Origin of the sequence: Pseudomonas sp. NBRC 111119 (genome assembly GCF_001320125.1) — a bacterium.
GTDB lineage: Bacteria > Pseudomonadota > Gammaproteobacteria > Pseudomonadales > Pseudomonadaceae > Aquipseudomonas > Aquipseudomonas parafulva.
Genome location: NZ_BCAV01000019.1, coordinates 56,573 through 80,803 on the forward strand (window position 1 = coordinate 56,573; position 24,231 = coordinate 80,803).

Sequence of the window (24,231 nt, forward strand, 5' to 3'; positions counted from 1 at the left end):
GATTCCCATGGACCGTTCCCTCATCAAATCCATGATGCCTTCGCTTGTCGCGGGCCATGTCCCTCGCAACGTGCGTTCGTTCAAATACCGCGTATTCGATGATCAGCCGCAGTCCTCGACGTTGGGCTTCGCCATCGACCCTCAGCCCTTCAACGGCAAGGTAGTCTCCGCGACCGATGATGCCATCGTCGTCAAGCTCAAGCCTTCCGAGTTCGCCGTGCTCGATCCCAACCTGGTGACCACCGTTCCCAGCGAGGGCGCCAAGGTCCATGTCCAACCCTACGCCCGGCGACGTTTCGACGGGCTGCGCGCGGACACCCCGGAAGTCGTCACCGAGAAGACTTCGGATGGCACGCCTTACACCATCACGAGGCATATCCTTGGCAAAGCTCCCGCCAAGCTGCCCATTCCCGAGCCGCAGTGCATGGAGCTGGGCCAACTCATCGAGCAGTTGGAGGAGATGCCCGCGCCCGACGGGTTCCGGTGCATCACCCACATGCTGGTCGATGCAGGTGCCCGCGACTTCGCCTGGGTCGATCCCAAGCCCTCCAAGATCATCGAGACCCCGCCGGCGATCAGCTTCACGGTCTCAACCACCAAGTTCGAGGGTCAGGTGACGATCCTCTACGACCGTGGCGGCGACACCTACGTGGTGGAGCTGCACCGCGACGGTGAGTTGATCGATAGGCACGACGAGGTGTATTTCGACATGCTCGGTGAAGTGCTGGAGCGGCTCATCGACGACGGGCGCTGGCGCCTGATCGACGTGAGCGTGATCGACGCCAAAGCCTCTCGGCAACGTCAGGCGGTTCCAGCCTGACGTGCCAGACAGGAAGCCTAGCGGCACGACTGATCAGTCCACAGCCTACCGGCGACTGCCCCACAAGCCTTCCATCCGTTTCGGTGGAGGGCTTTTTTCTTCATCCATACAGGAGATTTCAACCATGTCACTGCGATTCAGAGGCTCCGACCTGCGCCCCGTGCTTGCCGAGGCCATCGCCAACCAATGCCGCGTCGCCCTGGCCAAGGACCAGGGCGTGTACTTCCTCGCCGAGCGCGGAGAGCGCCGCCCCGATGGCCGTGTGAAGCTGCTGGCCTATGCCGTCGGCTGCAACCCGGATACCGACCCGTTCGATGACTGGTGGGAACTGGCACGCGCCGAGCTTGGCGGCGACGACTTCGGCGAGTTCTTCGACCCGAAAGACAGCGTTTTCACTCGCATTCTGCAAAGCTCAGATGATCTGGAGCTGTCCGCCACCGCTACGTATCTGTCACTGGCGGCGGTGGAATCGGCGTAGTCCAAAAATGTCCGCATACCCCTTGAAGCCCCCATTTCGGGGGCTTTCTTTTGGGCGGAACTGGGCAGCCTGGAAAAAATGGGAAGCGCCCGGATGCCGATTGATTGCTGTCGCGCGCGCGAGGCCCGGCCATGCTGACCCCATGCCTGCTGACGTTGTCAGCGACATGCCAGGCAATCATCGGTCTTCGAGGTTGCGTCGCAGTTCCCACTGCGTGACCGAGCCAGCTCGCACCGCATCCATCCGCGAGCGGCCACCAGTCTCTGGTGGCGGATGCTTTCGCCTTATCGACCCACCGCGGGGTTACGCACCTTTCCCCGCATGCGTGGGGCTGGTGTGTCTCCGCTTCTTCCCTATGGAGATTCACCATGAACATCACGTCCAACGAGAAATCGTATTTCGACCTCCACACCTCGGGCATCGGCTACATCCAGCGTGTCCGTGAAGTGCCTGTCCGGGGCGGCCGCCGTGCGCAGCCTTTCCTGGCATGCACCGTTGCCGCGCTGGTCGGCCCCGCCAGGGACCCCAGCTACCGCTACTTCGACGTCAAGGTCTCGGGTGCCGAGGCCAAGAACCTCGTCCAGCGCTACATCGGCGTTGACGATCCCAAGCAGCGCCCGCTGGTGCGCTTCCGCCTCGGCGACCTGTGGGGCGATGCGTACATCCGCGACAAGGGCGAGCGCAAGGGTGAAGCCGCCGCGTCCCTCAAGGCGCGACTGCTCAAGGCCGAGCCGCTTGACCGGGCCGAACTGGCTTCCATCAAGCAGCACGAGCTGATCACCCGCGGCATCGGCTACCTCAGCCGTCCGAAGGACGTCACCCCCAAGGATGGCGATCCGTTCCTGTCGTGCTGCGTCGCGGCTCTGGCCGGGCCTGTCGGTGAACCGGACTATCGGTACTTCGACACCATCGTCGCCACCCCTGAAGCCGAGCACCTGGTTCGCCGGTGCGTGCAGGCCATCGAAGGGGACCGCAAGGTGCTGATCGCCTTCAAGTTGAACGACATGAAGATCGATCCGTACATCCGCACCAAGGGTGAGCGCGCCGGGGAGCCGGGAGCGAGCCTGGAATCGACGCTGATCCACATCGGTCTGATCAAGATCGACGGCACCCAGGTCTATCCGACGAGCCAGGCGCAAGCCGAGGCGTCGCAGGCCGAGGACGCACCCGCGCCCGAAGCCGAGGACGCCGCCGACACCGCTGCCGACCAGCCTATCGAGCCCGCCGAGCGCGAGCCCGCAGGTGAAGTCGAAGAGCAGGAGCCGGCATTGGCTGCTTCGTTCTGATCCGGCATGGCCCCTCACGGGGCCTTGCCTTTTTCCTATTCCTCAAGGAGAAGCATCATGGCAGTCACATCGGCACCCGAGAAATCGGCCACTCCCATCATCGTCCCGGGCCAGCTCGCGCTGCGCACCATTCACGGCCGCAACGGAAAGTTCAATGTTGGCAAGCTCGAATGCCAACTCGGAAAATTCACGATTAAAGACGCGGAGTTGGAGCAATACCCCGAGGGCAAGTATCAAGGGGAGTTCGTCCTTCGCTACATCTTCCTCAAAGGCTATCCGATCAGCGACGGCAGCATGCGTTTCGAGATGCGCGCCAACCTGGACGGTATGACACTTTTCGGCATCGACAAACTGAGCAAGGCCGAAGCACATAGCTTCGCCCCGCAGGAAGTCGATCCGCTCGATGAAGAGCAAGGGACACAGCCTGCGACAACGCCGGCCAAGCCCGCCAAGGCATCCAGGTCCGCCAGACCTGCACCCGTGCAGACGTCCGCGGACCCGCTGGTCGATACCACGCCCTTCGGCGTGGACGCGCCGCCTGCTGCGGCTGCTGCCCCCGGCAGCACCGAGGATGGCGACGCCGCGCTGTTCGGCCTGTTGTGGCCGCTGGGCGAGTCTGTGAAGCTGGATTCGACCATCGACCGCCGCGCCCTGCGCGCCCAGATCGCCCGCCTGGGCGAACTGGGCTACGCGCTGGACTTCAAGACGCAGGAGTGGAGCCGCCAGGCCGAACTGCAACCTGCGTGATCGCAGACGCCGCATCCGCAGCGTTCTTCATCCACCCGCCGGGGTTCCTTCCCCATGCGGGGGAGGCTCCGGTTTTTTCTGGAGGTCTCCATCATGTCCATCATCGCTTGCGACACCCCTCGTTCAATGCTGGACGAACCCGCATGGCGGGAACTCTGCAAGACGGCTGCTGCACACGCCCAGCGTGGTTGCGGCCTGTCCTACGAACACTACGTGACGCTCTTCAGCTCGGAGATCGACGCGCAAGTCGATCGTTTGCCGGAAAACCAGCGCTCTCAGGCCCTGGAAATCGCGACCCAGGAATGGGACTACGCAACACCTGCCGAACGGCAGGAAACCCAGGACTGGCTCGCTGAAAACGGCTGCTGCTCGCACGGGATCACGCTGGGTTGCTGCCCGGCCGGTTGCGGTTCCTAGTCTGCACTGCATTCCATCGCCGCACACACGGCGTTCAATCACCCGCTGGGGGTTCTCTCCCACGGGGAGACCTCGGGCTCTACTTTTCTCAGGAGGCCTCTCATGGGCTGGTATTTCTCTCATCAGTCGCGGTCTGAATTGATCATGGAACTGATCGCACCGCACGAGACCGAGCGCATCAGCGCGAAGGTCATCGCTCACGCACTGCGCGGCAACGTGCTGTGGTCCGTGGTCGAAATGACCGCCAAGGTCGAGGGTGTGCATCGTGATCTCGCACCGGGCCAGTCCCTGTGCACCATCCGCTGCGATCTGCTGGAACGCAGCGGCAACCAGTGGGGCTACAAGCCGCTGGACGAGTCCATGCACCCGTACTACTACTCGTGCCCGCTGTCCTATCTGGATCGCACGCCGGTGCAGTCCGCCGAATGGCGTGCAGGCGTTCGCGCCTACCACGCACGGCGGCGCACACCCACGGCTGTCACGGCTCCCGCCGCGACGCTGATGGCCTGAGTCAGGAGGAACCGACATGGACCCGATCCTGGCTGCGCTCTCACCCTCGCTGCTGGCACTCGTTGAAGGAAGTTTGTCCAACGACGAAGTGTCTTCCGACGAGGAAATGCAGGAGTACTTCATCAGCAATGGCCTCACCGAGGAACAGGCACGGCAGGCACTGACCTACCGCGACCAGTACCTCAACCACATCTACCTGGACGGCTTCACGCCGATCACCTCGGCAGACGAGGCGCTTCACTTCAACCCGCACACCCGGCAGTTCGAGCCGGACTGAGCGATTTTCTTCCCCCGGGGGCAGTACTTGCCCCAGCGGGCGGTGCTGTTCCCGTTCATTCGAGGACACCACCATGCCCGCAAACACCTCTTCGACCACGCTGTACTGCATCGACGAATGTCCCGACGTGATGGCCGACGCTTGCGTCGGCGATGACCAGGGCAACCTGATTTTCCTGTCCATCTGGGCACGCGACACCGCCGTCCAGCAGTTCCTCGCTCGCCTGACCCTCGGGCGCGACGAGCAGGGACTGGACCAGTTCCACGTCATCACCGACCAGGGCGGTAGCGTCCCGGTGTTCATCGGCAATGTCGATCGCCTGGAAAAGCGCATCGCGCGCGCCTATCGGCGAACGCTGTTCGGTTCGCTGTCCAACGTGTGGCTGTTCGACCGGCGCTGCGTCAAGCCCGACAAGGCCAACGCCAGCGCATTGGCACTACTGCCACGCGACAGCGCCCACCGGCTTGACCGCCTGTGGATGCTGGTGCGGGACACCTGCCCGTTGCCGCTGCTCGACCACTGGCGCGAGACCGTGCTGGACCTGCTGCAAAGCCGCGAGATGCTGGCCCGCCTTCCGTTCGCCCTCGGGCCGCTGGAAGGCCATCGGCTCGCCATCGACGTGCCGGCGCTGACCTTGGCGCTGGGTTCCCTGATCCGCAGTGACGTACTCACCGCCTATCCATACCCGGCCAAGATCTGGACGCCGGAAGTGGTAGCGGCCTGACCCACCCACGGAGGCACGCCTTGGCGTGCTTCCGTGTTTCATCCCCGCCAACCAGGAGACTTCCATGGCCCTCATGTTCCCGCGGCTCGCCCGCAATTTCGCTAAGAACGGTTACTACCCGACCGACGAACCCACGCTCGAAAGAGCCCTCAACGCACTGATGCCCAGCGACGGGCCGATGTGCATCCTCGATCCCTGCGCCGGCGAAGGCGTGGCGATCGCCGAAGCCGCCCATGCCCTCGGGCGCGAGCAGGCCAAGGCGTTCGCCGTCGAGTTCGACCCGGAGCGGGCACGTCATGCCCGCGGCCTGGTCGATCACTGCCTGCACGCGGACCTGATGGACACGATGGTCTCCAAGCAATCCTTCGGGTTGCTCTGGCTCAACCCGCCGTATGGCGACCTGTCCAAGGACGTCAACGGCAACATCGGCTACCAAGGCCAGGGCCGTGCCCGCCTCGAAAAGCTGTTCTATCAGCGTTCGCTGTCGCTGTTGCAGTACGGCGGCGTGCTGGTCTTCATCGTCCCCGGCTACGTGCTCGACGCGGAGTTGGTCGGTTGGCTGACACGCCACTACACGGACCTGCGCATCTACCGAGCGGTGGAAACGCAGTTCAAGCAGGTGGTGATCTTCGGCCGAAGGGTGCGACAGCGTGAACAGGCTCCCGATGGCGTCAAGGCCGTGCGCAATCTGCTGCTGCAGGTTGGGCTTGGCGGAGTCGAAGCCGAGGAGCTGCCGAGCGATTGGCCGTTCCTGCCGTACATCGTCCCCGCCAGTCCGGCCGAGCCGGAGCATTTCTTCCGCGTGACGATGGAGCCCGAGCAGTTCGCCGACGAGGTTGGCAGGCTGCAAGGCCTCTGGCCGTCGCTGGACACGCACCTGGGGGCCGCGCAGCAGTCGCTGCGTCCACCGGCGCGGGCTTTGTCCCACTGGCATCTCGCCCTGGCTCTGGCCGCGGGCGCGATCTCGGGGGTTGTGCGCTCCAAGACCGGGCGCGTGCTCGTCGTCAAAGGTGACACCCACAAGGACAAGACGCTCCAGCGGGAATTCACCGAACGCGAAGACGGCTCCATCGCCGAGACCCGCATCCTCACCGACAAATTTGTGCCCGTCATCCGCGCGTGGGACATGACGCCTGGCTCCGCGACACGGGGCGAGGTGTTGACCATCCGCTGATCCACCGGACGCGCTGCCGTCCTGCTGTACCACCTCGAAGGAGAAACACCATGTTCCCCAATCCGTTCAAGCGGCCAGCGCCGCACAAGCAACCGTTGTTCGCACCGAGTACGTTGAAGTTGAGCGAGAAGGTGCATTGGCTGGCCCGAAGAGGCCTGATCGACCCCTTAGCCTATGTCCAGCGCCATGTGCGCGGGGACTGGGGCGAGATCGATGAGGCCACACGCCAAGCCAACGACGTGGCGATCCAACAGGACAACCTGATGATCTCGCAGTTCAGGATCACGCCGGACCTGGCGCTGATCATCAAGACCAGCGAGGACCATCAGACCACGGTGGTCCAGCTTCCCGAAGAGCGAGACCTGATCTGACGTCCCCACATCGTCATCCTCATTCTCCTGACGGAGCCACTTCACTCCGGCAGGGGTGTCGTGGCTCAATGACTCATCAAGGAGGAGCCCATGGCATCACATCGCATCGAAACCTACTGTCAGAGCCTGGCGTTCCCCATCGGGGCGCTCATCTTCAGCAAGGGCATTGACCGCCTGGTCCGCTCGGGTCGCCTCGACCCGATCCCGTACTTCAGGCGCCACACCCGTGGCGACTGGGGCGACGTCAACGTCCAGCAATGGCAGGCCAACAGCACCGCGCTTCAATCAGGCGCATCGCTGGCATCGCACTACGTGATCCATCCGGGGCTGGCCATTCGCATCGTTACCGACGCGGAGCGCCACGCCACCGTCATCGTTCTGCCGTCCGAGGACTGAGCACGGTTCAGCCGCTGGCCGCCCAGGCCAGCACCTTCAACCACCGTCGGCCACGCGTCGATTTACTTCCCACCACGGGGCATGCCACTGCCCCGCTGGGGGTGGTGCATGCCCCATTTTCTTTGGAGCATCACCATGTCCCTCGATCTCGAAACCACTACCGCTGAAGCCGCGCCCGTACAGGGCGAACTGCTCGACGCGGAATCTTCCCCTCTGACCCTGAGCCTTCAGGATTTCGTCGGCGAGTTCGGCGACGAACTGCTCGACGCCCTCAACAGCGCCAACCCGCCGGTCTATACCGGCCAACCGCAGGCACATCGCCAGCTCATCGTCGCCAGCCTCAAGCGCAAGCTGTTCCAGGCCCAGGCCGAAGTCGTCCACGCCGCCGCGGAGCTGCTGATTGACCGTGGCGAGCGCGCCGCGATCGTCAATGGCGAGATGGGCTGCGGCAAGACGACCGTCGGCATCGCCACGGCCGCTGTGCTCAACGCCGAAGGCTACCGCCGGACCTTGGTTCTCTCGCCCCCGCACCTTGTTTACAAGTGGCGGCGCGAAATCCAGGAGACAGTAGCGGGCGCGAAGGTCTGGGTGCTCAACGGCCCCGATACCTTGGTCAAGCTCATCAAGCTGCGCGAGCAGTTGGGCGTGCAGCCGACCGGCCAGGAGTTCTTTGTCCTGGGGCGCGTCAGGATGCGGATGGGGTTCCACTGGAAGCCTGTCTTCACCCAGCGGCGCACCCGCCACGGCGACGTGGCGGCCTGCCCGGACTGCGGCACGGTCATCACCGACCTCGACGGCGAGCCGGTCAACCCGGTCGCGCTCGAAGCCGAGGAGTACCGCAGGAAGTGCAGCCATTGCGCCGCGCCCCTGTGGACGCTGATCCGCCCACGCAGCCTGTCCGGCAGCGACCAGTCCTCGGCCGTGCTGAAAGCCTTGAAGCGCATCCCGACCATCGGGGCAGTCACCGCGCAGAAGCTGATGCAGAAGTTCGGAGACGGCTTCCTGGCCTCGATGCTCGGCGACAACATCCATGAGTTCATCAACCTCATGGACGGCAACGGCGAGTTGGTGTTTTCCGACCGTCAGGCCACCCGCATGGAACGTGCGATGGCCAACATGGAGTTCGGCTTTGGCGAAGGCGGCTACCAGCCGTCCGAGTTCGTCAAACGCTACCTGCCGCAAGGCACGTTCGACCTGCTCATCGCCGATGAGGCGCACGAGTACAAGAACGGCGGCAGTGCCCAAGGCCAGGCCATGGGCGTGCTGGCAGCGAAGGCTCGCAAGACCTTGCTGCTGACTGGCACGCTGATGGGCGGCTACGGGGACGATCTGTTCTACCTGCTGTTCCGAGCCCTTCCGGGGCGGATGATCGAAGACGGCTACCGCCCGACCACGAGCGGCAGCATGACCTCGGCCGCGATGGCGTTCATGCGCGATCACGGAGTCTTGAAGGACATCTACTCCGAGAGCACCGGCACGGCGCACAAGACGGCCAAGGGCACCAAGGTATCGGTGCGCACGGTCAAAGCCCCGGGCTTCGGCCCCAAGGGCGTCTTGCGCTGCATCCTGCCGTTCACGATTTTCCTCAAGCTCAAGGACATCGGCGGCAACGTCCTGCCGCCGTATGACGAAGAGTTCCGCGAAGTCGCGATGGACACGGCGCAAGCCGCGGCCTACCGCGATCTGGCGGGTCGGCTGACCGCGGAGCTGAAACAGGCTCTGGCGCGACGCGATACGACTCTGCTGGGTGTGGTCCTCAACGTGCTGCTGGCTTGGCCGGATTGCTGCTTCCGGTCGGAAACCGTGGTGCATCCGCGCACGCGCAACACCTTGGCGTTCGTCCCGGCTCAGTTCAACGAGTTCGAGATCAGCCCCAAGGAGCGTGAGCTGATCGAGATCTGCAAACAGGAGAAGGCGCAGGGCCGCAAGGTCCTCGCCTACACGGTCTATACCGGCACGCGCGACACCACGTCGCGCCTGAAGGTACTGCTGGAGCAGGAAGGCTTCAAGGTGGCGGTGCTGCGCGCGAGCGTGGATGCAAGCCGCCGCGAGGACTGGATTGCCGAGCAACTGGATCGTGGCATCGACGTGCTCATCACCAACCCCGAGTTGGTCAAGACGGGATTGGACCTGTTGGATTTCCCGACAATCGTGTTCATGCAGTCGGGCTACAACGTGTACTCGCTCCAGCAGGCGGCCCGCCGCTCCTGGCGCATCGGGCAGAAGCACCCCGTGCGCGTGATCTATCTCGGCTACGCCGGTTCCTCGCAGATGACATGCCTCGAACTGATGGCCAAGAAGATCATGGTCTCGCAGTCCACCTCGGGCGATGTACCCGAATCGGGGCTGGATGTCCTGAACCAGGATGGTGATTCCGTCGAGGTCGCACTGGCCCGGCAACTGGTCGCCGCCTGATTCCCACGCCACAAGCCGGCCTAGCGCCGTCGGCATTTCTGTTGTTCCTACCTCGTAGCCATGCCCGTGTTCTTCGCGGGCATGGCTACGCATTTTCATTTCAAGGAGATTTCCATGAACACCAACACCCCTTCGATCGAACCCGCCGACGGCGGCGAGATCGAGATGCAAGTCGCTGTCGCCTGCGCCGATGTTTCCGGCACCCCTGACATGCCGGTCTTCAAGGTCAGAACCACCCAGGAGGAATACGATCAGGGTGCCCACTACTACAAAGCCAAGGATCTGGCCGAAGAAGCCCGGTACGAAGGGCCGTTCGTCTGCTTCGACGCTGCCGAATATGGCCCCATCCTGTCGGCCGCCCGCGAACTGGGCCTTGTCTCGCAGGTCGTCGTGGTCGATATGACCGACGGCCATATCCACTCCATTCGCTGCGACACCGGCGAGATCAAGGTCGTCTGCTACGACACCAGCGACACCGACGAGTACTCGGCGGCGGTGGCGGACCGGCCGCTCGGCGAGAACGGCCAGCTCGTGCGCTGCTGGGCGCATGCCCAACTGGCACAGGTCGATCCCGGCTTGAAGCTGGCTCGGGATTGATTCGGCAGGGTCCGATCTGCGCTTTCACTGGCCCCTTCGGGGGCCTTTTTCTTTGGAGTGAGGCTGTCGGGAAATCGGGCGCTGCCTGGTTCGCATTGTTTGCTGCTGCTCGTGACCCGAGCGGCGATGGTGAGGGCTCGATGTTTCAGGACGACGCGCCATGTGCCCCTCTCCACCCTGGTTTCACCATCCCGAACGCCGCCTGCTGACGGGATTTCTCGGCCTGCTTTGGTCGGTACTGGCTGGCGGCTGCGCGACAACGACTGCGCCGCACGCACCCGATGCCTTCGAGGAAGTCTCGACCGCGCCCGAACCCGAAGCGCCCGAGTACATCCCCGTTGTGCGCTACGGGCGCTACACGTTGGTCGAGCTGGCCCCCACGGCGGCGCAGCGCGACCTGCTGTTGCAGACCATCGATGTTTCGATGCCAGAGGATGCCCGCGCCACGGTCGGCGATGGGCTGCGGCATGTGCTCAAGCGCAGCGGCTACAGCCTGTGCCAAACGGCGCATGCCGTGATCGAGCTGTATGAGCTGCCGCTCCCGGCGGCGCACCTGCATCTCGGTCCCATGACCTTGCGCGATGCGCTGCTCACCCTGGCTGGTCCGGCCTGGGAACTGCACGCGGATGACCGCGCACGACAGATTTGCTTCGAGCGGCCCGGCGACAGCGTGGCCGCCGAACCCATGCCCGAACCGACCGCCGCCGATGCGGTGCATACCTTCCCGCTGATGCCTTCCACTCCAGGAGGCCAGCCGTGAACGCTCCGCAATCTTCGCGTCGCCCGACCGCCGCCGTGGTGGTGCAAAGCCTGCTCTGGCTCTGGCTGCTCGGTCTTAGCGTCATCGTGGCCCTCGGCTACCAGGCGATGAGCGACCAGGCCGACCAGGAACGGCTCGATTCCCGTCTGCAACGCCTCGAAGCGCAGGCGGTGGCCCTGGCCGAGGCCATCGAGACCATCCAGCAGCGTCCGGCCGTCGCAACGGCGGCGGACCTCAAAGACACCCGCCAAATCCTGGAAGCACGCGCTTCCCAGGTTGAGAAAACACTGAGCGGCTACGCAGCCGCCGATGACCTTCAGGCGCTGCGCGCGGAGATCAAGCAGATCAAGACGCGCCAGACCGCCGCACGTGCAGCAACACCCACCCAGCCGCGCACATCGAGCAAGCCCGCCGCCAAGCCCGAACCGCCGTCACTGCCGTTCCGCATCGTCGGCGCCGAACTGCGCGCCGGCCAGCTCAGCGTGTCCGTCGTGCCGAGCAGTGGGAACTTTACGCCCGACCAGCTTCAGGTGCTGCTGCCCGGTGATGCGGTCGGTCCATGGCGCTTGCAGGCAATCGATGGCAGCGCCGCGGTGTTCCAAGCCGGCGACCAGACCCGTCGCGTGGCGATTCCCTGATCGGAGCACACGACATGAAGCCGTCGATCATCCTTTCCGCACTCCTGCTGGCTTCAGTCCAGTGGCCCGCGTGGGCGCAGCAGTCAGCCATAGCTCCCGCCCGCAATGCGCAGAGCCAGGAGCGCCCGCTGGCCGCCCGCGTCCTGGACGACCGAGTAGCAAGCAACTGGGGCCTCCAACCCCAGGAATGGGCGCGCTACCGCGAGCTGATGGATGGGCCGCTGGGCATCTACTCGCCCAACCTGGACCCGCTGTCTGCCCTAGGCATCGAGGCACGCACCGACGAAGAACGGCGGCGCTATGCAGAGCTGCAGGTGCAAGTCGAGGCACGCCGCGTCGAGAAGCTGCTCGCCTATCAACGTGCCTACGACGAAGCCTGGCAGCGCCTGAACCCTGGTATGCAGCGCGTGAACCTGCCCGACGACGGGCCGGGCGCCGGCACCGCGCGCGGCAGCGGCCGAATGGCGGTGTTCGTCAAGGACGGCTGCGCGGCCTGTGGGCAGCTCGTGCAGCGCCTGCAATCCTCGGGTGCCGAGTTCGACCTGTATATGGTGGGCAGCCGCCAGGACGACGCACGCATCCGCGACTGGGCCAAGCGCGCGCAGATCGACCCGGCACGGGTGCGCAGCGGCAGCATCACACTCAACCACGATGGCGGCCGCTGGCTGTCGCTGGGCCTCCCCGGTGACTTGCCCGCGGCTGTGCGCGAGGTGAACGGCCAATGGCAGCGTCAGCCGTAGCGGCCACCTCCGTCTCGCAGCTCTTGTGCGCACTGGTGCTTGCTACCGGCCTGTGCGCCTGCGCCGTCCATGCCCAGGAGGTTCCGCCACCGGCCTACCAGCTCGCCGCCCAGCGGGCGGGCATCCCCTCGACCGTGCTCTACGCCGTGGCCTTGCAGGAGAGCGGTATTCGGCGCAACGGGCGCATCGTCCCGTGGCCGTGGTCCCTCAATGTCGCCGGCCAGTCGCGCCGCTTCGCCACGCGCGCCGACGCCTGCTCGGGCTTGCAACAGGCAATGCGCGCCACGCCCCACACGCGCATCGATGCAGGCCTGGGCCAGATCAACCTCGGCTACCACAAGCATCGCTTCACCAGCGCGTGCGACCTGCTGGACCCGTATCGAAACCTCGCCATCGCCGCTGAAATCCTGAACGAGCAGCACACGTCCGGCGAAGACTGGCTGCTCGCGATCGGCCGCTACCACCGTCCTGCGGGCGGCGAGCCCGCCGCCCGCTACCGGCGCAGCGTGTCGCGCCATCTCGCGCGTGTGCAGGGCGCACATCCAAACGCCGCGGTGCTCGCCTCGCGCCAGGAGACTTCCCCATGACGAAATCCCATCTGGCCCTGCGGGGCCTGCTTGTGCTGCTGGCAGGTCTGCCGCTGGCATCGCGTGCCGGCGATCCGCTGATCGTGGTCGAAGATCGCGGTGGCATGTCGGCGCTGCCGTACTACGAGGCCCTCAACCTCCAGCCGCGCGCCGATGTCCCGGGCCGGCCGCCCATTCCGACGCCACAGGTTCCCGCCACACCCGCGGACGAGGCAGCGATGCTGCCGGTGCGTAGCGCCAAGCTCACGCCCGGCACCGTCGCGCGGCGCGTGATCGAAGCGCCCGGCCTGCGGCCGTTCGTGGTCGTCGGCGACGACGACGCCTCCCGGGCCTGGTTGCAGCGCCGCGGCGTTGCTTTGCGCGAACGCGGCGCGGTCGGCCTCGTGGTCAATGTCGAGACCGCGCAGGGCCTGGCACGGCTGCGTGCCCTGGTTCCGGGCGTGCCGCTCGCGCCCGTAGCCGGAGACGACCTGGCCGATCGCCTGGGGCTGCGGCACTACCCGGCGCTGATCACGGCCACCGGCATCGAGCAATGAAGCCATGTCGGGGAAACAGCCGGTCGAGGTTCTGCTACGCCCAGCGGTGGAGCTATACACCGTCGCGGCGTGTGCAGGCGCCGCGTTTCTGTGCCTGGTGGCCCCATGGTCGCTCGCGCTGAGCCCGTCGATGGGCGTCGGCAGCGCGCTGGCTTTCGGCGCTTACGGCGCGATCCGCTATCGCGATGCCCGCGTGATCCTGCGCTACCGACGCAACATCCGCCGCCTGTCGCGCTACGTGATGACGAGCAAGGACGTGCCCGTCAGCCAGCAGCGGCTTTTCATCGGGCGCGGGTTCCTGTGGGAACAAAAACACACCCATAGGCTGATGCAGACGTACCGGCCGGAGTTCCGCCGATACGTCGAGCCGACGCCTGCCTACCGGCTGGCACGGCGACTGGAGGAGCGGCTGGAGTTCGCGCCGTTCCCGCTATCCCGGCTGTCCGCGCTCACGGGCTGGGATGCTCCTTTCAACCCGGTGCGTCCGCTGCCGCCTGTGGGCGGCATGCCACGCCTGCACGGCATCGAACCGGACGAGGTGGACGTCAGCCTACCGCTCGGCGAGCGTGTCGGGCACTCGCTGGTGCTGGGCACCACGCGCGTGGGCAAGACGCGACTGGCCGAGTTGTTCGTGACCCAGGACATCCGCCGCAAGAGCGCTGCCGGCGAGCACGAAGTCGTGATCGTCATCGACCCCAAAGGGGATGCGGACCTCTTGAAGCGCATGTATGTCGAGGCCAAGCGCGCGGGCCGTGAAGGCGAGTTTTACATCTTCCACTTGGGCTGGCCGGAGATCAGCGCCCGCTACAACGCGGTGGGCCGATTCGGTCGCATCTCGGAAGTCGCCACCCGTATCGCAGGGCAACTCTCCGGTGAAGGCAATAGCGCGGCCTTCAGGGAGTTCGCGTGGCGCTTCGTCAACATCATTGCCCGTGCCCTGGTGGAACTGGGACAGCGCCCGGACTACATGCTGATCCAGCGGCACGTCATCAACATCGACGCGCTGTTTATCGAGTACGCCCAGCACTACTTCGCCAAGACCGAGCCCAAGGCCTGGGAGGTGATCGTCCAGATCGAGGCCAAGCTCAACGAGAAGAACATCCCGCGCAACATGATCGGGCGCGAGAAGCGCGTGGTTGCGCTGGAGCAGTATCTCTCCCAGGCGCGCAACTACGACCCGGTGCTCGACGGACTGCGCTCGGCAGTTCGGTACGACAAGACCTACTTCGACAAGATCGTCGCGTCATTGCTGCCGTTGTTGGAAAAGCTAACCAGCGGCAAGATCGCGCAGCTCCTGGCACCGAACTATTCCGACCTGGCCGACCCGCGCCCGATCTTCGATTGGATGCAAGTCATCAGGAAGCGCGCCATCGTTTATGTGGGACTGGACGCGCTGTCCGACGCCGAGGTTGCCGCAGCGGTCGGCAACTCCATGTTCTCCGACCTGGTTTCGGTCGCGGGCCATATCTACAAGCACGGAATCGACGATGGCCTGCCGGACGCCTCGGCTGGCGCGCGCGTGCCGATTAACGTCCATGCGGATGAATTCAATGAACTCATGGGTGACGAATTCGTGCCGCTTATCAACAAAGGCGGCGGCGCCGGGCTGCAAGTCACCGCGTACACACAGACCCTCTCGGACATCGAGGCCCGCATCGGCAACCGCGCGAAAGCTGGCCAGGTGATCGGCAACTTCAACAACCTGTTCATGCTGCGCGTGCGCGAGACTGCCACTGCCGAACTGCTGACGCGGCAGTTGCCGAAGGTCGAGGTCTATACCACTACCATCGTCTCCGGGGCAACCGACAGTTCGGACATCCGCGGCGCGACGGATTTCACGTCGAACACCCAGGACCGCATCAGCATGTCCAGCGTGCCGATGATCGAGCCATCGCACGTAGTCGGCCTGCCAAAAGGCCAATGCTTCGCGCTGCTGCAGGGCGGCCAGCTTTGGAAGGTTCGCATGCCGCTGCCGCTACCAGACCCGGATGAAGTGATGCCGACGGACCTGCAACAACTGGCAGGGTACATGCGCCAGAGCTACAGCGAGGCTACGCAGTGGTGGGAGTTCACCAGTTCCCCGGCCTTGCAGGATGCGGCCTTGCCCGATGACCTGCTGGATGATGCTGCTCCAGCCGAGCCTGCTGCGGTGGCCACCGACACCGACCACAGTGGCGACGAGGCCGCGCCGTGAAGGACGCCGCATCGACCGCGCAGCGGGAGCAGAACCAGCGCCAGGGCCTGATCGTCGGCACCATCACCTTGCCGTTTCGCTTGCTTGGAGTGCTGATCGGCTCGCTGCTGTTCTCGATCGTGGTGGAGTGCGTCGGCATGCACCTGTTCTGGAAGGACCAGGGCTGGCGCCATTCCCAGCAGATGTTGCAGTACGAGCTTGGGCATCTGTCCAACCACTTCACGCGCAGCGTGGTCGTGCAGGAGCCGGGGCGCACGGCGCACGAGTTGGTGGATACAGGCTACGAATGGGTGTTTGTTCGCTCCGGGCTGCTGGCGCGCATGAGCCAGACCGCCGAGCGCATCCGCGCGCCCAGCCACGAGCAGGCGCGCAACTTCCGCTACTACATCAGCCAAGCCTATGTCTGGGCCGAGAGCTACCTGATCGCCGCGGCCTTCACGACGCTGACCTTCCTAGTGCGCCTGCTGGTCCTGGTGCTCACGCTGCCACTGATCTTCACGGCTGCTTTCGTCGGTCTGATTGACGGTCTGGTGCGGCGCGACGTGCGCAGGTTCGGCGCGGGCCGCGAATCCGGGTTCATCTACCACCGCGCGAAAGCCAGCCTTATGCCCCTGGCCGTGCTGCCGTGGATCACGTACCTGGCACTGCCGATCTCGGTGCATCCATTGCTGATCCTGTTGCCGAGCGCCGCCTTGCTGGGACTGGCCGTGAGCCTGACTGCGGGCAGCTTCAAGAAGTACCTCTAGCCGATCAATCCGGTCATCCGCAGGTTCCTATTGTTTGCGGCCTGAAACAGCCCTGATCTCCACGATCTAGCCATTGCTGATCACACAGGAATGGCGCGATGTTGGCTCCGATCTGGCTGCGCGCCGCGCATCGCGGCGTGCCCACTTTTCTCGTGACGGTCCTTGTGTTGGGCCAGTCCTCGATGGCCTTGGCCGAGTCCCCAGCGCAGCGTCAGGAGCTGGTCGCAGCGCTGCGCCAACTCGACGCGCTGGAGCGCACGGTCGCCGACAGCGCCGCGCATGCCCCCATCCAGCCGGGCGAGCGCTACCACTTCGACTACCCGAGGCTGCTGGCTGACCTGGCGCGCGTGCGCGCCGGCATCCAGGCCCATCTCACACCGTCGCGTGCCCAGCCGCGCGACCCGTCCGAATTGGCCGGCGACTACCGCACGGAGCGGGTCGTCCCGCCATCACCGCCGACGACCGCGGAGGGCAAGCCATGAACGGCGCCCAGGTCTCGGCATTTCAAGCCAACAGCGGCATCGCACCTTCAGCGATGGCGACCGTCCTGGTCGGCGTCGTGTTCGCGGTCCTGCTCGTCTGGGGCGTATGGGCCATGCGAACGGCCTACGTGGGGTGGTCCGAGAGCCGCCTCAACCAACGCCAGTTCCTCGGCGTCTGCATCCGATTCGTCGCGATGTACCTCGTCCTGACTTTCTTCCTCCTCTCCTGACCTGAAAGGCATGACCATGCAAAACCGCATCCTCAATTCCCGTCTTGCCCAGCGCGCCGCCGTGGCCCTGGGCGCCGCTGCGCTGCCCGTGCTGTCGTTCGCGCAGGGGCTGCCGCAATTGGAGAACCCGACCCGCGGCACGGGCAACGGCATCATGGAAACGATCCGCAACTACGGCTACGACATCATCATGCTCGTAGCCCTGCTGGTGGTGGCGTCGATGTTCATCGGCGTGTGCTACCACGCTTACGGGACCTACGCGGAAATCCACACAGGCCGCAAGACGTGGGGCCAGTTCGGCCTCACGGTCGCCATCGGCGCCGTCCTGCTCGTGATCGGCATCTGGCTGCTCACCGAAGCCACCGGCATCCTGTAAGGCGAGGCCGGTATGTCTGAGCAGCAGCACGTCCGTGCGGACGGGACCGTGACGTTCCTTCCACACCGGCTCAACCGCCACCCCGTTGTCGTGCGCGGCCTCACCGCCGACGAGCTGTGGATCTGCTGCGGCTTGTCCGGCGCCGCCGGCCTGCTGGTCGGCGCGCCGCTGTCGTGGGTGTTCCGCACGATCGCGCTAGCTCCCACGTTCGTCGTCCTGGGCGTGGCCTTGGGCGTGTTCATCGGCGGCGGCATTCTTCGCCGCCTCAAACGCGGGCGTCCCGACACCTGGCTGTATCGGCAACTGCAATGGCGCATTGCGACACGTCATCCACTGATGGCGGGTTGGGTGGGCGGCCATGTGCTGATCTCGCGTTCCGGCTTCTGGAGCACCCGAAGGAGCGCGCGATGAGCCGCTTCAAGAACGAGATCACCCACCTGCAGGCGCACATCAAGACGCTTCGCCTGGGGGCTGGCGCCCTGGTCATCGTCGCCCTGGTCATGGGTGGCGGCTGGTGGAGCGCTCCGCGCGATCTGACCATCCACGTTCCGCCTGACCTGCGCTCCGGCAGTACCAGGAAGTGGTGGGAAGTGCCGCCCGAATCGGTCTATGCGTTCACGTTCTACGTGTTCCAGACGCTCAACCGCTGGCCGACGAATGGCGAAGAGGACTACGCGCGCAACCTCCACACGCTCTCGCCGTATCTCACCCCGTCCTGCCAGGCCTTCCTTCGCGCGGACTACGACTACCGCCGCAGCACGGGCGAGCTGCGCCAGCGCGTGCGCGGGATTTATGAAATCCCCGGCCGCGGCTACGGCGACGACCCTACGGCGCGCGTGCGCGTGGTCTCCGACCGCGACTGGGTGGTGACGCTGGACATCACCGCCGACGAGTACTACGGCGCCGAGCAAGTCAAGCGCGCTCTGGTGCGCTATCCAGTGAAGGTCACGCGGGTGGACGTCGATCCTGCCCGCAACCCGTTCGGCCTGGCGCTCGACTGCTATGAGGGCGCGCCCCAGCGCATCAGCACGCCGGAGCCAACGCGCCCGGCGTCTGGCGGCCTGTCTCCGCAAGCGCCCCAAGGAGAAACCCCATGAAGCATCCTGTACTCACGCTGCTGGGGCTGTTGGCCGTGGCCGCTGCTCCTGCTGTCCAGGCAGTGGAGATCCTGCGCTGGGAACGTATGCCGTTGGCGGTGCCGCTGAAGGTCGGCCACGAGCGCATCGTGTTCATCGACCGCAACGTCCGCGTGGGCGTACCTGCGGGCGTCGGCGAGCGCCTACGGGTGCAGAGCGCGGGCGGCGCGGTGTACCTGCGCGCTAGCGAGCCGATCGAGCCCACGCGGCTGCAATTGCAGGACGCCGACACGGGCGCGCTGATCCTGCTGGACATTGCGGCGGAGCCAGCCAAGGACGGCGAAGCCGAGCTGGAACCAGTGCGCATCGTCGAGGGCAACAGCACCCCGGCGCGCTATGGCGATCAGCCCGGCGATGACAACGAAGCTCCGGCGCGCGCCCAGGACCAGGCCGGCGCGCGAGCGGCGCGACGCGAGACCCCGGTGTCGGTTGTCCTGACGCGCTTCGCCGCACAGAACCTCTACGCGCCGCTACGCACCGTGGAGCCGCTGCCGAGCGTCATGCGGGTGAACCTGCGCCGTGACCTCGACCTCGGCACGCTGATGCCGACGCTGCCCGTGCGCGCGGTCGCGCTCGCGTCATGGCGTCTGGAAGACCAGTGGGTGACCGCCGTGCGCCTGACCAACAGCAGCAGCGGCTGGATCACCCTGGACCCGCGCGTGCTGCAAGGCGATTTCCTCACCGCCACCTTCCAACACGAGGCGCTTGGCCCGCGCGGGACGCCCGAGGACACGACCGTCCTGTACCTGGTGACGCGCGGGCGTGGCCTTGCGCAATCGCTGCTACCAGCGGTCAACCGCTTCGACCCGGCCGTGCATCTCCCGCAACCGGAAGCCAGTTCCCAGGATGGCACCGACCGCAAGGAGGTCCGCCATGCGCAGTAATGGACTCCTGAAGTGGCTGATGATCCCGGTTGCCGTGCTGGTGCTGTTCGTCGCCATCCGGCTGTTCTCGGGAGGCAGCACTTCGGCACCACCGACCGCGGATGCCGGCGCCAAGCTCACGCCAGCGGAAATGAAGGCGCTGGGCATCGAGGGCGATACCCCGCGCGACACCGTGGCGACGCTCGTTGCCCAAGTGAAGCAGTTGCGCACCGAGCTTCAGACCGCGCTCTCGGACAACAAATCCCAGCGCGAAGAAAACCAGCGACTGCGCCAGCGCGAGAACTCCATTGACCAGCGCATCAATTCGGCCCTCGACTCCGAGCGCACCAACCTGCGTCGCGACCAAGAGCAGGCAGCCAGCGCGCGCCAGCAGACCGAAGGGCTGCTGGCCGACCTGCAACGGCGCCTGGACAGTATCGGCGGACGTGGCGGCGGCCATGCCGACCTGCCGGTGGGTCTGGGGCTGCGTGACGGCGACGAGGCCGGCATGGAAGGCGGCGTGCGCTGGGTCGAACCCGACGATGCGAGGAAAGCCGAGGGGCGCAACAGCAGTCGTGGCACGGGTAGCGGCATGAGCTTCCCGACGAGCTTCGGCCCCGCGCAGAGCAAGTTGGAAACCACGGCGGAAACCGTGGCGAACGCGGGCGCACGCGCCGCAGGCGTGAAGAGCGCCAAGGCCGTCTATACCGTACCGACCAATTCGACGCTGATGGGGTCGGTGGCGATGACGGCGCTGATCGGCCGCGTGCCGATCGACGGAACCGTCAACGATCCGTACCCCTTCAAGGTGTTGGTCGGACAAGACAACCTGACCGCCAATGGCATCGACATTCCCGACGTGGCCGGTGCCGTGTTCAGCGGCACCGCATCGGGCGACTGGACGCTCTCGTGCGTGCGCGGCCAGGTACGCAGCATCACCTTCGTCTTCCACGACGGCACGATCCGCACCATCCCCGAAGACCGCGACGGCAACCAGCAGAACAACCAGCAGCAGAACTCTCAAAGTGGAGGCCTGGGCTGGATCAGCGACCCATACGGCATTCCCTGCGTCAGCGGGGAGCGGCGCAGCAACGCCCAGCAGTACCTTGGCTCGCAAGCCCTGATTACCGCCGCCGGTGCCGGCGTCGCCTCGCTGATCGACAGCGACAGCGGCCAGATGTCCTACGTCGGCGCCGACGGCTCCATCGGCAGCGTCGGTATCTCGGGCAATGAAGCCGTGGGCCGCATCCTGGCCGGTGGCGTGCGCGACATGGCCGACTGGGTGAACAAGCTATACGGCCAGGCGTTCGCCGCTGTCTATGTCCAGCCCGGCGCGAAGGTCGCCGTCCACCTCGAAAAGCCGCTCGCCATCGACTTCGATCCCGAAGGCCGCAAGGTCGATCACCGCGCAGGAGAAAGCCATGCTCTCGAACTTGAATAAGGCCCTGGCGCTGGCCCTCGCCGTCGCGGTGCTCGGCGGCTGTGCCACCAGCAAGGAAAAGCTGCTCCCCCACGGCGACAGCACGATGATGGACATCTGGCAGCAGAACGCCGGTGACGGGGGTGGTGGCGCCGGCCAGGTGGCGCGCAGGCAATTGCTCGATGCACGCCAGAGCCTGCGCCGGCCGCTGACCGAGGCCGACGTGGAGGCCGCGCCCACCGAGCAGATGCGCTACACGCGCACGGCGCGCAACGAGGTCTATCGCCAGTTCCACCGCCTGCCGAACCCCGATCTTGTCATGTATGTGTACCCGCACCTGGCGGGCACCGATCCCGTGCCGGTTCCGGGCTACACGACGGTCTTTCCCCTGTACCAGCGTGTGCAGTACGCCATGCCGGGCGAGCGCGTGGAGGACTACTGATGCGCTGGAAACTCCCCTGGGCGAAGCTGGCTGCATCCGATGGTGGCAATGACGAGCAGCCGGACGGCTGGCAGCGCCACGTCGAGGCGTTGCGCCAGGCCGGCATTGCCGAACCCGGAGCGACGGTCCAGGGCCGCAGGCCGGCGACCGTGGCGGACGAGCAGGCGTTGTACGACGTTGCGCAGTCATTCGCGGAGCTGCTGCCGTGGGTGGAGTTCCTGCCACCGTCGAAGTCCATGCTGCTGGAGGACGGGCAATCGGTCGCGGCCTTCTACGAACTGGTCCCGCTAGGCACCGAAGGTCGGGAGCCGGGCTGGCTCGCGCATGCCCGCGATGCGCTCGAAAACGCGCTCCAGGACTCGTTCGATGAGCTGGATGAGAACCCGTGGGTGCTCCAGCTCTATGCACAGGACGAGCCCAGCTTCGACCAGTACATGCAGACGCTACGCGACTACGTGCAGCCGCGCGCCCGCAGCACGGCCTTCACCGAGTTCTACCTTCGCTTCTTTGGCCACCACCTGCGCGCGGTGGCCAAGCCCGGCGGACTGTTCGAGGATACGGTGGTCACGCGGTTGCGCTGGCGCGGCCAGACGCGGCGCGTGCGCATGGTGGTCTATCGCCGGGCCGCCGGGCAGGCGAACCGCCGCGGCCAGACACCCGAGCAAATGCTGAACATCGTCTGCGATCGCCTCTGCGGCGGCTTGGCGAACGCCGGCATCCAGGCCCGGCGCATGGTCGCGGCCGATGTTCACGACTGGCTGCTGCGTTGGTTCAACCCACGCCCCACGATGCTCGGGCCCGGCGCTGAGGAGCGAGAGCGCTTCTATGCGCTGGCCCGCTATCCCGACGAGGTGGAGGAAGGTGAGATCGAGCTGGCGAGTGGTCGGGACTTCAGTCAACGGCTGTTCTTCGGTCAGCCTCGCTCCGATGCCGAGCACGGCACCTGGTACTTCGACGGTATGCCGCATCGCGTACTGGTCACCGACCGGCTACGCATGCCGCCCGGTACGGGGCACCTGACCGGCGAAACCCGCAAGGGGGACGCTATCAACACGCTTTTCGATCAGATGCCCGAAGACACCACGATGTGTCTGACCATGGTGGCGACGCCCCAGGACATCCTCGAATCGCACCTGAATCACCTGGCGAAGAAGGCTGTCGGCGAAACACTGGCATCGGAACAAACGCTCAAGGATGTGCAGGAGGCACGCTCGCTCATCGGCAGCGCGCACAAGCTCTACCGCGGCACGCTGGCCTTCTATCTGCGCGGACGCGATGAAGCCGAACTTGACAGGCGCGGTCTGGACCTCGCCAACGTGATGCTCAACGCGGGGTTGCAGCCTGTGCGCGAGGACGATGAAGTCGCGCCGCTCAACAGCTACCTGCGCTGGCTACCGTGCTGCTACAACCCTGCGCAAGATCGACGGAACTGGTTCACCCAACTGATGTTCGCCCAGCATGTGGCGAATCTCTCGCCGGCGTGGGGTCGCAGCCAGGGTACGGGTCATCCGGGCAACACGTTCTTCAACCGCGGCGGCGGGCCGATCACGTTTGATCCACTGAACCGCTTGGACAGGCAGATGAACGCCCATCTGTTCCTGTTCGGCCCCACCGGCTCGGGAAAGAGCGCAACGCTCAACAACCTCTTGAACCAGGTCACGGCCATCTACCGGCCGCGGCTGTTCATCGTGGAAGCCGGCAACAGCTTCGGCTTGTTCAGCGACTTCGCAAAGCGCCTGGGTCTGACCGTGAACCGGGTCAAGCTGGCTCCTGGCTCGGGCATCAGCCTGGCGCCGTTCGCCGACGCTCGCCGACTGATCGAAACGCCCAGCAACGTGCAGACGCTTGATGCCGATGCACTGGATGAAGAATTGCCAGCCGATTCCTCGGTCATGGAGGAGGACGAGCAGCGCGACGTGCTGGGTGAACTGGAGATCACGGCACGGCTGATGATCACAGGCGGCGAGGACAAGGAAGAAGCCCGGATGACGCGGGCCGATCGCTCGCTGATCCGCCAGTGCATCCTCGATGCCGCCGAGCACTGCGTGGCCGAGAAACGCACGGTGCTCACGCGCGACGTGCGCAACGCGCTGCGCACGCGCGGCCAGGACCCGACGCTGCCCGAGATGCGGCGCGTGCGGCTGCTGGAGATGGCGGACGCGATGGACATGTTCTGCCAAGGCACGGACGGCGAGATGTTCGATCGCGATGGCACGCCGTGGCCCGAGGCCGACATCACGCTGGTGGATCTCGCGACCTATGCCCGGGAGGGCTACAACGCGCAGCTCTCCATCGCCTACATCAGCCTGATCAGCACGGTGAACAACATCGCCGAGCGCGACCAGTACCTGGGCCGTCCGATCATCAATGTGACCGACGAAGGCCACATCATCACGAAGAACCCGCTGCTCGCGCCCTACGTTGTAAAAATTACAAAAATGTGGCGCAAGCTAGGGGCCTGGTTCTGGCTGGCTACACAAAATATCGACGATCTGCCGCGTGCCGCAGAGCCCATGCTCAACATGATTGAGTGGTGGATCTGCCTGTCGATGCCGCCCGATGAGGTCGAGAAGATTGCACGCTTCCGCGAACTCTCGCCCGCGCAGAAAGCGCTGATGCTCTCGGCGCGCAAAGAAGCGGGCAAGTTCACCGAGGGTGTCATCCTTTCCAAGAGCATGGAAGTGCTGTTCCGCGCCGTGCCGCCCAGCCTGTACTTGGCGTTGGCGCAGACCGAACCCGAAGAGAAGGCCGAGCGCTACCAGCTCATGCAGCACTACGGCTGCACCGAACTGGAAGCGGCCTTCAAGGTGGCCGAGAAGATCGACCAGGCGCGCGGCATCAAGTCACCGGCCTTGGAACTGTCGTAAGA

General features: G+C 65.4%; 29 protein-coding genes. All 29 read left to right on the forward strand.

Annotation, left to right across the window (positions count from 1 at the left end; translation table 11 throughout):
- Nucleotides 1-7 precede the first annotated feature (7 nt).
- The 29 genes from APH25_RS07705 to APH25_RS07845 all read left to right on the forward strand — a co-directional run bounded on the left by APH25_RS07705 (nucleotide 8) and on the right by APH25_RS07845 (nucleotide 24,229).
- Nucleotides 8-820, forward strand: coding sequence for a hypothetical protein (locus tag APH25_RS07705; protein ID WP_034006800.1), 813 nt, complete (start codon nucleotides 8-10; stop codon nucleotides 818-820).
- A gap of 124 nt (nucleotides 821-944) precedes the next feature.
- Nucleotides 945-1,298, forward strand: coding sequence for a DUF3085 domain-containing protein (locus APH25_RS07710; protein WP_009459699.1), 354 nt, complete (start codon nucleotides 945-947; stop codon nucleotides 1,296-1,298).
- A 368-nt stretch (nucleotides 1,299-1,666) separates the two neighbouring features.
- Nucleotides 1,667-2,584: a DUF3577 domain-containing protein gene (locus APH25_RS07715; protein ID WP_034006803.1), complete on the forward strand. Its 918-nt coding sequence runs from the start codon at nucleotides 1,667-1,669 to the stop codon at nucleotides 2,582-2,584.
- 57 nt (nucleotides 2,585-2,641) lie between these two features.
- Nucleotides 2,642-3,331, forward strand: a complete 690-nt coding sequence (locus APH25_RS07720) for a DUF3275 family protein (RefSeq protein WP_034006806.1) — start codon at nucleotides 2,642-2,644, stop codon at nucleotides 3,329-3,331.
- A gap of 93 nt (nucleotides 3,332-3,424) precedes the next feature.
- Nucleotides 3,425-3,748, forward strand: coding sequence for a hypothetical protein (locus APH25_RS07725; RefSeq protein ID WP_034006808.1), 324 nt, complete (start codon nucleotides 3,425-3,427; stop codon nucleotides 3,746-3,748).
- 102 nt (nucleotides 3,749-3,850) lie between these two features.
- Nucleotides 3,851-4,258: a hypothetical protein gene (locus APH25_RS07730; protein ID WP_034006810.1), complete on the forward strand. Its 408-nt coding sequence runs from the start codon at nucleotides 3,851-3,853 to the stop codon at nucleotides 4,256-4,258.
- 16 nt (nucleotides 4,259-4,274) lie between these two features.
- Complete coding sequence (locus tag APH25_RS07735) at nucleotides 4,275-4,535, forward strand: hypothetical protein (RefSeq protein ID WP_034006811.1); 261 nt, start codon at nucleotides 4,275-4,277, stop codon at nucleotides 4,533-4,535.
- Nucleotides 4,536-4,608: 73 nt separating this feature from the next.
- Nucleotides 4,609-5,259, forward strand: coding sequence for a hypothetical protein (locus APH25_RS07740; protein ID WP_034006813.1), 651 nt, complete (start codon nucleotides 4,609-4,611; stop codon nucleotides 5,257-5,259).
- A 40-nt stretch (nucleotides 5,260-5,299) separates the two neighbouring features.
- The gene (locus APH25_RS07745) at nucleotides 5,300-6,433 is read left to right on the forward strand and encodes a DUF6094 domain-containing protein (protein ID WP_256127524.1); all 1,134 of its coding nucleotides are present in this window, start codon (nucleotides 5,300-5,302) and stop codon (nucleotides 6,431-6,433) included.
- Nucleotides 6,434-6,483: 50 nt separating this feature from the next.
- On the forward strand, nucleotides 6,484-6,804 hold the full coding sequence (locus tag APH25_RS07750; RefSeq protein ID WP_034006818.1) for a hypothetical protein: 321 nt from the start codon (nucleotides 6,484-6,486) through the stop codon (nucleotides 6,802-6,804).
- Between the two features lie 90 nt (nucleotides 6,805-6,894).
- Complete coding sequence (locus APH25_RS07755; RefSeq protein ID WP_023093452.1) at nucleotides 6,895-7,200, forward strand: hypothetical protein; 306 nt, start codon at nucleotides 6,895-6,897, stop codon at nucleotides 7,198-7,200.
- A 135-nt stretch (nucleotides 7,201-7,335) separates the two neighbouring features.
- The gene (locus APH25_RS07760) at nucleotides 7,336-9,615 is read left to right on the forward strand and encodes a helicase-related protein (protein ID WP_058166161.1); all 2,280 of its coding nucleotides are present in this window, start codon (nucleotides 7,336-7,338) and stop codon (nucleotides 9,613-9,615) included.
- A gap of 114 nt (nucleotides 9,616-9,729) precedes the next feature.
- The gene (locus APH25_RS07765) at nucleotides 9,730-10,212 is read left to right on the forward strand and encodes a hypothetical protein (protein WP_049308129.1); all 483 of its coding nucleotides are present in this window, start codon (nucleotides 9,730-9,732) and stop codon (nucleotides 10,210-10,212) included.
- A 160-nt stretch (nucleotides 10,213-10,372) separates the two neighbouring features.
- Nucleotides 10,373-10,972 carry a PilL N-terminal domain-containing protein gene (locus APH25_RS07770; RefSeq protein ID WP_034006548.1) on the forward strand — a complete coding sequence of 200 codons (600 nt, stop codon included), beginning with the start codon at nucleotides 10,373-10,375 and terminating at the stop codon, nucleotides 10,970-10,972.
- Nucleotides 10,969-11,610 carry a membrane protein gene (locus APH25_RS07775; protein WP_034006547.1) on the forward strand — a complete coding sequence of 214 codons (642 nt, stop codon included), beginning with the start codon at nucleotides 10,969-10,971 and terminating at the stop codon, nucleotides 11,608-11,610. Before APH25_RS07770 ends, APH25_RS07775 begins: the two co-directional genes overlap by 4 nt.
- 14 nt (nucleotides 11,611-11,624) lie before the next feature.
- Entirely contained in the window at nucleotides 11,625-12,350 is a 726-nt protein-coding gene (locus APH25_RS07780) for a TIGR03759 family integrating conjugative element protein (RefSeq protein ID WP_034006545.1), read from the forward strand.
- On the forward strand, nucleotides 12,332-12,937 hold the full coding sequence (locus APH25_RS07785) for a transglycosylase SLT domain-containing protein (protein ID WP_034006542.1): 606 nt from the start codon (nucleotides 12,332-12,334) through the stop codon (nucleotides 12,935-12,937). Before APH25_RS07780 ends, APH25_RS07785 begins: the two co-directional genes overlap by 19 nt.
- Entirely contained in the window at nucleotides 12,934-13,473 is a 540-nt protein-coding gene (locus tag APH25_RS07790) for an integrating conjugative element protein (RefSeq protein WP_034006540.1), read from the forward strand. The genes APH25_RS07785 and APH25_RS07790 overlap by 4 nt, the downstream gene beginning before the upstream one ends.
- 4 nt (nucleotides 13,474-13,477) lie before the next feature.
- The gene (gene traD, locus APH25_RS07795) at nucleotides 13,478-15,667 is read left to right on the forward strand and encodes a type IV conjugative transfer system coupling protein TraD (protein WP_034006537.1); all 2,190 of its coding nucleotides are present in this window, start codon (nucleotides 13,478-13,480) and stop codon (nucleotides 15,665-15,667) included.
- A complete protein-coding gene (locus APH25_RS07800) occupies nucleotides 15,664-16,413 on the forward strand; it encodes a TIGR03747 family integrating conjugative element membrane protein (protein ID WP_034006534.1) in 750 nt (249 codons plus the stop codon). The genes traD and APH25_RS07800 overlap by 4 nt, the downstream gene beginning before the upstream one ends.
- 98 nt (nucleotides 16,414-16,511) lie before the next feature.
- Nucleotides 16,512-16,895, forward strand: coding sequence for an RAQPRD family integrative conjugative element protein (locus APH25_RS07805; RefSeq protein ID WP_034006531.1), 384 nt, complete (start codon nucleotides 16,512-16,514; stop codon nucleotides 16,893-16,895).
- Nucleotides 16,892-17,125 carry a TIGR03758 family integrating conjugative element protein gene (locus APH25_RS07810; protein WP_009459672.1) on the forward strand — a complete coding sequence of 78 codons (234 nt, stop codon included), beginning with the start codon at nucleotides 16,892-16,894 and terminating at the stop codon, nucleotides 17,123-17,125. The genes APH25_RS07805 and APH25_RS07810 overlap by 4 nt, the downstream gene beginning before the upstream one ends.
- A 16-nt stretch (nucleotides 17,126-17,141) precedes the next feature.
- A complete protein-coding gene (locus APH25_RS07815) occupies nucleotides 17,142-17,501 on the forward strand; it encodes a TIGR03745 family integrating conjugative element membrane protein (protein WP_023103906.1) in 360 nt (119 codons plus the stop codon).
- Nucleotides 17,502-17,513: 12 nt separating this feature from the next.
- Nucleotides 17,514-17,912, forward strand: a complete 399-nt coding sequence (locus APH25_RS07820; protein ID WP_034006529.1) for a TIGR03750 family conjugal transfer protein — start codon at nucleotides 17,514-17,516, stop codon at nucleotides 17,910-17,912.
- The gene (locus tag APH25_RS07825) at nucleotides 17,909-18,598 is read left to right on the forward strand and encodes a PFL_4703 family integrating conjugative element protein (protein ID WP_023835765.1); all 690 of its coding nucleotides are present in this window, start codon (nucleotides 17,909-17,911) and stop codon (nucleotides 18,596-18,598) included. The genes APH25_RS07820 and APH25_RS07825 overlap by 4 nt, the downstream gene beginning before the upstream one ends.
- Nucleotides 18,595-19,521 carry a TIGR03749 family integrating conjugative element protein gene (locus tag APH25_RS07830; protein WP_034006526.1) on the forward strand — a complete coding sequence of 309 codons (927 nt, stop codon included), beginning with the start codon at nucleotides 18,595-18,597 and terminating at the stop codon, nucleotides 19,519-19,521. Before APH25_RS07825 ends, APH25_RS07830 begins: the two co-directional genes overlap by 4 nt.
- Nucleotides 19,511-20,941: a TIGR03752 family integrating conjugative element protein gene (locus APH25_RS07835; RefSeq protein ID WP_034006524.1), complete on the forward strand. Its 1,431-nt coding sequence runs from the start codon at nucleotides 19,511-19,513 to the stop codon at nucleotides 20,939-20,941. Before APH25_RS07830 ends, APH25_RS07835 begins: the two co-directional genes overlap by 11 nt.
- Nucleotides 20,922-21,362, forward strand: coding sequence for a TIGR03751 family conjugal transfer lipoprotein (locus APH25_RS07840; protein ID WP_029885961.1), 441 nt, complete (start codon nucleotides 20,922-20,924; stop codon nucleotides 21,360-21,362). The genes APH25_RS07835 and APH25_RS07840 overlap by 20 nt, the downstream gene beginning before the upstream one ends.
- Nucleotides 21,362-24,229: a conjugative transfer ATPase gene (locus APH25_RS07845; RefSeq protein WP_034006522.1), complete on the forward strand. Its 2,868-nt coding sequence runs from the start codon at nucleotides 21,362-21,364 to the stop codon at nucleotides 24,227-24,229. Before APH25_RS07840 ends, APH25_RS07845 begins: the two co-directional genes overlap by 1 nt.
- The last annotated feature ends 2 nt before the right edge of the window (nucleotides 24,230-24,231 follow it).